Here is a 6,000-nt window from a genome sequence, read left to right on the forward strand (position 1 = left end):
TCAACCGGGTGAGCGCTGCATTTCTGCAGTAACTGAGGTAATCTTTGCCAATACGAATTTTGAAGGTATCCAGGCTCTGCTTCTGGGTATTGTTGGGGTTGAATAGGGAGAGTTCATGTCATCAGGAAAACTGAATACCACGCTGGTGTCTGCGGGGCGAAAATCTGAGTACTGCAAAGGCAGTGTTAACAGTGTGATTCAGCGTGCGTCATCAATTGTTTTTGATTCTGTGGCGCAGAAAAAAGTGGCGACAAAACATCGTGGGGAACGTGAGTTATTCTACGGACGCCGTGGCACATTGACGCACTTTGCCTTTCAGGATGCCATGACTGAGCTGGAAGGTGGCGCAGGTTGTGTGCTCTATCCTTGTGGCGCAGCAGCCATTGCCAACAGCATGCTCTCTTTTGTCAAAACCGGTGACCACGTTTTGATGACGGGTGGCGCGTATGAGCCAACCCAGGCCTTCTGTAACACCATTCTTGCCGACATGGGGATTTCCACCACTTACTACGACCCAATGAAAGGTGCTGAAATTGGCGCTTTGGTGAAACCGGAAACCTCAGTGGTCTTTCTGGAATCACCAAGCTCGATCACTATGGAAGTGCCCGACATCCCAGCCATTGTAAAAGCGGTACGTGCGGTGAACCCTGACGCGGTGATCATGATTGATAACACCTGGGCAGCTGGCATTCTGTTTAAAGCGCTTGAGCATGATATTGATATCTCTATTCAAGCGGGTACCAAATACATTGTTGGGCACTCTGACGCCATGATTGGCACAGCGGTCGCTAATGCACGCACTTGGGAGCGTCTGCGCGAGCGCTCTTACTTGATGGGACAAATGGTTGATGCGGATACCGCATACATGGCATCCCGTGGTTTGCGTACTTTGGGAGTGCGCCTGAAACAGCATCAGGAGAACAGTATTGCAGTTGCTAACTGGCTGAGTGCGCGACCTGAGGTGGCACGTGTCAATCACCCTGCTTTGGCTGAAAGTGTGGGGCACGAAAACTATCAGCGCGATTTCAGTGGCAGTTGTGGCCTGTTCTCTTTCGTGCTGAAAGAGAAATTGACTGACGAGCAGATTGCGAATTATCTGGATAACTTTACGCACTTTAGCATGGCCTATTCGTGGGGCGGCTACGAGTCTCTGGTGCTGGCGAACCAGCCGGAAGATTTGAATGCCATTCGTCCAGTTGGCCCGGTTGATTTCAGCGGCACTTTGGTTCGTCTGCATATTGGTCTTGAAGATGTAGAAGATTTGATTGCGGATTTGGAAGCTGGCTTTGAACGCTTAAAGTAAATCGGACTTCGGTGAGAAATAAAAAACGGCGCATCAAGCGCCGTTTGTGTTTCTAAGGTTTGGCACAGATTCATAGTGCTCAACCGTCGGGAAGGGATCGTAGAAATGGTGCAGCAAGGCTTTCCAATCCTGATACCCCTCGGATTGCCGGAATCTCTCTGTGTGGTCTTCCAGGGTTTCCCAGTTCACCAGCAGTATGTAGCGGTTTGCCTTTTCCATACATCGACGGACTTCATGGCTGATGTAACCCTTCTGTGCTGCGATAATGGTCTGCGCTTTGGCGAATGCGGTTTCGAATTCCATTTCCTGTCCGGGAATGACATTTAATATCGCAACTTCCAGAATCATCTTCATTCCTTGAATGTTAGCGTTTAGGGCGACTTGCTGAGAGATTACTGACCTTTCGCCATCAGCATTTTTAGCGTGTCCGCCAGTTCCTCGGCACTTTGATGCGCACTGGTATTCACCACATATTTGCCATTAACCAGAAACGTCGGTACCGATCTGATTTCAGATTCTACTGTGATCTGATCAGCACGCTCCATATCTGCAAACAGTGCTTCTTGTTGAGCTTCGGTCATGTCAAAAGGGCTGACCAGATTGTATTGCGCAAACAGCGAACTCAGGATGGCCTTGTTCTTTTCCGCGTCATCAGACTGGTCTTCCTGCACAAACTTGAACAGGGCTTCGGTCAAACCTTCTGGTGGTGCGCCGTCAATCTGACTCATGGCGGAATAGTAAATCATTGCCGCAAAGGTGGCGTTTTCATTGAAGGTGACATGCGCTTTGCCAATTTTTACATCAGCGGCAGCTTCAATCGCAGGAATGGCCGCTTCCATCGAACGGCAGTGGCCACATGACAGGCTAAAGACTTCGGTGACTGCTGGCAGATTTTCTACAGTCACAGGCGTTGCTAGCGTAGTGTACTTGTCGTTTTGTGGCGCTTCATCGCTGCAGGCGGAGATTGTCAGTGCTGCAAACAATGGAAGAAGGAAACGCTTGAGGTTCATAAAACTTAATCACTATTTTTAGCGAATTCATGTTCGCGATGGATGAATTTTTTGGAAACGTGAGTATATACCCAAATAACTTGAATGCGAGCTCCTCCAAGTTTCTAAAATGAGTAAAAGCTAGATAAAAAAATGCCAGCCGGAGGGCGGCTGGCAATGAGCGCAAGGCTCTTGGGCTTCTTTTTATCTAGTCGATGATCATCTTGCTCTGCATCACCATTGCGTCGATAACCGAAGAGCTGATTTGCTCCGAGGTCATCCCGGTAATGTCTACGCTGTAGGCATCGGCCATGTCTTCCATGCTCATGTTGTCGAACACGACCTGCTGATCAATGTTGCCATCACCTTGTGAGGAGATATTCAACATGGCGTGGCCCTCACCATCGTCACTGAACGACAGGTATTCTCCGAGTGAATCTGCAGTTTCGTTATTCAACAAATCAGAGAGATTAATGGCATCCTGCTGAGTATCGAAATCAGCAATATGGTCAACGGCTGGTTCGCTGACCGTGCCTTGATCTCCACGCAGGAAGGCATAGGTGTCCGACCCTGCGCCACCGGCTAATAAATCGTTGCCTTGTCCACCGAAGATTAGGTCATCTCCTAATCCGCCATCGATAATGTCATTTCCCGCATTGCCGTAAATGACATCATCGCCACTGTTGCCGAGTAATACGTCCACTTCACTACTACCAGCTATGCGATCATTTCCATCACTACCAGAGAAGGTGACTTCATCTAGCGCAATCACGTCATCGAGTGTATCGCTTACACCGTTTAGCGACGCATTGTTGACTGCTGATTCTGAGCCACCGATGGTGACATTAACCTGAGTTTGCATACCATTTGTGGCGGTGAGACTGATGACCTCAGTAACAGTATCATGCTCTCCTAATGCTGGTGTTGAGTGAGGGTCGAGTGTGTAAGTCCAAGCACCGTCGGTTAATACCAGTGAGCCATATTGGCCGTTTACTGTGGTGTCAGCAAATTCAGGTTGTGAATCATTCGCATCCAAATCAACGATAGAAAGCACACCTGTTGCTTCGAGCGTTGCACCAGAAAAATCAGTGAAGTCAGAATATGACATCGACCTTGGCTGATTAGGTGTATCACGCAGGTAATCCATGGTGAGTCCTGGAGTGATTTGTGGACCGTCTATCTGCACAATCACGCGGCCTTGTTCATTGGAGTCGTACTTAAAGCTACCGTCACCATCAAGGTCGACATCAAACACGGCGAAGGAATAAATATTCCCTGCTGAGTCTTGATAATCGAGTTGATAGTCGTAGGTGGCGGTGTACTGAACACCATTGATTTCAACTTTTTGACTCGAATCCTGAACGTACTCGTTCGAATAATTGTCGCCGTCTACCGTGGTGTCATTATCATAGAAACGGATGGTTGAGCCGGAGTCGTTGAACTGGAATGTCGGCTCATTACCGTAGTACTGCATGTCGCCACCCGAGAAGGTGTAACCTTCATTGAGGACGAATGCATTGCCAATATCCACAAATTCACTGGTGACCGAGTCTGGTGCCACAATGGCTGCGGTGTTGGTGCCGACCACGAACGGATCATCATTGGTTCCCGTGATAGAAACATTAATGTTTTGCACCGTGCCATCCGTTGCCGTCAGCGTGATGGTGTCGGTGACATAGTCGGAGCTGGACAGAACTTCTGCTTTCACGTCATCCAGCTCGTAAGTCCAGACACCGTCAGTTAACGTGAGCGTGCCATAGTCCCCCTGAATCGTGGTGTTCAGGAACTCTGGCGTATCATCAGCATCTGGGTCACTAATGGCAATATTTCCACTAACAGTGACTTTGTCGCCGTAATCGCCTTCGGTCACTGCACCACTGAATACGCCAGTGACAATTGGCGCATCATCTGTACCCTGTATAGCAATTACAATCTCATGTTGTCCGCCTTCAGAGTCAGTAATGACGATGGTTTCCAGAGTCTCTTCATCGATTTGCTGTGCTTTGCTTTCATCGAAGGTGTACGTCCAGTTGCCGTTGGTCAGCACAAGCGTACCGAACTCACCTTGAACTGTGGTGTTCGGTAGAGTCGGTGTGTCGCCGCTATCAACGTCTGATACGCCGATTGAGCCGCTGGCTGAGATAGGCTGGCCTTGTTGCTGCGTGGCGGTGACGTAGAAAGCGACATCGTTGAAATCTCGGTCGCCGCCGCCTACAAGATCTTCCCATCCGGAGTATGTACCTGAGTTAATCTCATAATCGAAGTCACTGCCGTTTTTCGATGATTCAGACACAAATGTCGTGCCTGATGCTCCACCTTGATAGGCTGTTACTCCACCGCTTCCGAAGCTCAGACTTACACTACCGACATTAAAGCCTTTGCTGTCTCCGTCCGGTATCAGAAACAGCCCCACTTTCTCGCCACCAGAGGTGTTGATATTAATGCTGGAGTTGTTTACTGAGTGGGCGTTGTCAAAAATAATTGCGGAACGAATTACATTGCCGCCAGCATCCATCACATAGTAACCGACACTGTTGCTGTAGGCAGCGCTCGTAGTGATGTTGCTCATGTTTAGGTACAGGTTGTCCCCTTCACCCACATCCCAGGTGCCATCAGAGCCGCGGTTTATGGTGACGTTTTGTGTGGTGCTTGATGTACTGCTGATGGTGCCAGTGGTGTCGCCGGAAAGCACAGCAGCATCATCACTACCGGTGATGTTCACCACAATCTCCTGTGTTGAACCGTCTGAAGCCTCAACAGTGAAGGTATCTGTTACGTTCTGGCCTTCGTTGAGGCTATCTACCTTGCTGTTGTCGAGCGTATACGTCCATTCGCCGTCAACAAGCGAGAGTGAGCCATAGGTTCCCGATTGATTACTGTCTGGAATTGTGACGTTGTCATTATCAATATCGCTAACCGAGAGTTTGCCACTGGTTGTAATCACGTCACCTGCATCACCTTCAGTCACGCTACCGGAAGTAGTGCCTGAGATGAATGACGCATCATCAGCACCTGTCACCGTAATGACGATGTCCTGAGTGGTACCATCTGTCGCTGTCAGTGTTATGACATCCTCAACTTGCTGCCCTTCACTGAGTGATTGTGCCGCATCGCTCAAAGTGTAAGTCCATTCACCATCGACCAAGGATAATGAGCCAAACTGGCCTGCTACTGTCGTATTGGCAAAGCTTGGTGTGTCGTTGGTATCTACATCTGTAATCGACAGGGTGCCGCTGACTGTTTGAGATTGCGAATCTTCGGAGATTTGTGCGGAGAGATCACCCGTTACTTCAGCCAGATCATCGGTACCCGTGACCGTGATAGTGATGTCTTGTTGAGTGCCGTCGGTGGCGGTCAGCGTGATCACATCCTGGGCGGTTTGATCTTCACCCAGGCTCTGAGACTTGGTTTCATCCAGTGTGTAAGTCCAGTTGCCATCGACCAATTCGAGCGTGCCGTAAGTGCCTTCCACCGTCGTGTTCTCAAACACTGTGGTGTCACCGCCGTCGACATCCACCACATCCAGCGAACCAGAGGTGGTGATGAGAGACTCGCCAATTTCCAGTTTCACCGTGGCGGTATTGCCATCGGCATCCACTAGGTAGTAGCTGCCGTCGGTGGTTTGGACGATAACCGGCGGGGTATTGTCATTTTCTATGGAGGTGACATTACCCTGATGTACCAGCGAGCCTTCGCTGTTAATGGTGT

General features: G+C 49.5%; 4 protein-coding genes. 1 reads left to right on the forward strand and 3 read right to left on the reverse strand.

The window, feature by feature from the left end; all coding sequences use genetic code 11:
* Positions 1 to 115 precede the first annotated feature (115 nt).
* Positions 116 to 1,303, forward strand: a complete 1,188-nt coding sequence (gene metC, locus D515_RS05620; RefSeq protein WP_002536827.1) for a cystathionine beta-lyase — start codon at positions 116 to 118, stop codon at positions 1,301 to 1,303.
* A 33-nt stretch (positions 1,304 to 1,336) separates the two neighbouring features.
* On the opposite strand, the gene D515_RS05625 is transcribed toward metC, so the two are convergent.
* The 3 genes from D515_RS05625 to D515_RS05635 form a co-directional block, all read right to left on the reverse strand.
* The gene (locus D515_RS05625) at positions 1,337 to 1,651 is read right to left on the reverse strand and encodes an antibiotic biosynthesis monooxygenase family protein (RefSeq protein ID WP_002536829.1); all 315 of its coding nucleotides are present in this window, start codon (positions 1,649 to 1,651) and stop codon (positions 1,337 to 1,339) included.
* A 44-nt stretch (positions 1,652 to 1,695) separates the two neighbouring features.
* On the reverse strand, positions 1,696 to 2,313 hold the full coding sequence (locus D515_RS05630) for a thioredoxin domain-containing protein (RefSeq protein WP_002536832.1): 618 nt from the start codon (positions 2,311 to 2,313) through the stop codon (positions 1,696 to 1,698).
* Positions 2,314 to 2,500: 187 nt separating this feature from the next.
* Positions 2,501 to 6,000: VCBS domain-containing protein (locus tag D515_RS05635; protein ID WP_039849647.1), on the reverse strand; the 3,500-nt coding region annotated here is incomplete at its 5' end.

Origin of the sequence: Grimontia indica, assembly GCF_000333895.2 — a bacterium.
Taxonomy (GTDB): Bacteria; Pseudomonadota; Gammaproteobacteria; order Enterobacterales; family Vibrionaceae; genus Enterovibrio; species Enterovibrio indicus.